Source organism: Sodalis sp. (in: enterobacteria), assembly GCF_047607725.1.
GTDB lineage: Bacteria > Pseudomonadota > Gammaproteobacteria > Enterobacterales > Enterobacteriaceae > JBLKSS01.
In genome coordinates, this window is sequence record NZ_JBLKSS010000286.1 from 1 (window position 1) to 1,902 (window position 1,902).

Genomic DNA, 1,902 nt, shown 5'->3' on the forward strand with positions numbered 1-1,902 from the left:
GAATCGGCCGAGGATATCGTTCACTGTGGTACAGCCGATGCCGAGCGCTGCTGCGGTGGTGCGATTCGAGCGACGCTGCTCAAATTTTATGCGTAATACATTGATATAGACACATTTCTGTTCTCGTGTTCTTCTTTTTACGTGCCATGCCATACCCCCGGAAGCTAAAAGTCTCCAGAGTATGGCGGAACAGAAGATGAGCGATCGGACAGAATCGGAATCGCTGATCGGGCGACCGGAATCAGTGATCGGATGAAATCAGAATCAGTGATCGGGCGTGACCGGAATCAGTGATCGGACGTGACCGGAACCAGCACCATTCATAAATTTGTTCTGGACGCGCCGTCGGACGCTGGTGCGAAACGGGCCTGAGCCAAGGCTGCACTTTCGCGGGTGAACTGATTAAAATGTGATCCACATTGTAGTACAATAAATAATAATGGTGCTACAATTTGGGTCGGGTTTCGTCATTAACGCCCATTCTTGTGCGATAGACCCTCAGGAACTGATAGAATCATGCTTATTTCCTCAGGCCTTCGGAGCAAGGATGATTAAGCACTCTCTTAGCAAAACCGAACGTATTATCCATGAAATGGGCCAGCAGATCATCAGCGGCAAGTATATTCCGGGTAGCGGGTTACCCCCAGAAGCGGAATTATGCGAGGAATTCAGTACGTCGCGCAATATCATTCGCGAGGTATTGCGTTCGCTGACGGCTAAGCGGCTCATCGAGATCATTCGTTATCGCGGTGCGTTCGTCACCGCGCAACAAATGGAACTATTTGGATAGCGATGTACTGCAGTGGGTGCTTGCCTGTGATTATGATCCGCGGCTTATCGCGTCCATGACCGAAGTGCGGAATCTGGTGGAGCCCACCATTGCACGCTGGGCCGCTGAACGAGCCACCTCCAGCGAGCTGGCCGTCATTGAGGAAGCGCTCAATGGCATGATAACCAACCATAACAATCGCGATGAGTTCAACGAAGCGGATATCCGTTTCCACGAGGCGGTGCTCAATGCCGTGCATAATCCGGTTCTGCAGCAGTTGGGCGTGGCAATAAGTTCGCTGCAGCGGGCGGTATTTGAACGTACCTATCATGCCCGACGAAGGCAATATGTCCCGCACGCTGCGGGAACATCAGAATTTGTACGATGCTATCCGCCATCAGGATAGCGAGGCGGAGCAGCAGGCGGCGTTGACCATGATCACCAGCATCAACACAACGGTTGAAGGATATAACATGAGCAACAGCTACATCGCCATAGATTGGGGGTCGACCAACCTGCGTGCCTGGCTTTATTTGCACGGCGAACTGGCTGCAAGTACGCGTTCAGATGTAGGCGTAACGTGATTGGGTGGGCTCAGCGCCGAGCAGGTGTTCCGAGAGGTGATCGCGCCTTGGGCGCAGCATAACGTACCGGTGATCATGGCCGGTATGGTGGGCAGCAACGCCGGCTGGGTGCCGGTACCGTATCTGTCTTGCCCCACCCAGTCTGACCGATATTGCCGGTAAACTAACGCGTGTTAACGATGCCGCGCCCTGGGATATCCGCATTATTCCCGGTATCAGTATCCTGAGCGACAATAATTGCAACGTGATGCGCGGCGAGGAAAGCCAATTGCTGGGCGCCTATCGTACTCATCCCGCCAGCCTGTATCTCATGCCCGGCACCCACTGGTAAGCGTACGCCCAGCGCCGTATTGACAGTTATTCAGCAGGGATGGTGAGGTTCCACGGTAGGAGCTCTTTGATTTTGTTTATGGGATGATCCGCGATAATCGCCAGCACATGGCGCAGATACGCTTCCGGCTCCACGCCGTTCAGTTTGCAACTGCCGATCAGCGTATACATCAGCGCCGCCCGGTCGCCGCCGCTATCCGAACCGAAGAACAGATAGTT

General features: G+C 53.8%; 1 protein-coding gene and 2 pseudogenes. 2 read left to right on the plus strand and 1 reads right to left on the minus strand.

The window, feature by feature from the left end; genetic code table 11:
• Positions 1-547 precede the first annotated feature (547 nt).
• Together ACMX3H_RS18410 and ACMX3H_RS18415 are read left to right on the plus strand one after the other, a co-directional pair.
• Positions 548-1,246: pseudogene (locus tag ACMX3H_RS18410) on the plus strand (FadR/GntR family transcriptional regulator).
• A pseudogene (locus ACMX3H_RS18415) lies at positions 1,243-1,678 on the plus strand (2-dehydro-3-deoxygalactonokinase); the annotation flags it as partial. The pseudogenes ACMX3H_RS18410 and ACMX3H_RS18415, both read left to right, overlap by 4 nt.
• 32 nt (positions 1,679-1,710) lie before the next feature.
• Here ACMX3H_RS18415 and ACMX3H_RS18420 read toward each other — a convergent pair.
• A partial coding sequence (locus ACMX3H_RS18420) for a transposase domain-containing protein (RefSeq protein WP_415211821.1) occupies positions 1,711-1,902 on the minus strand: 192 nt, incomplete at its 5' end.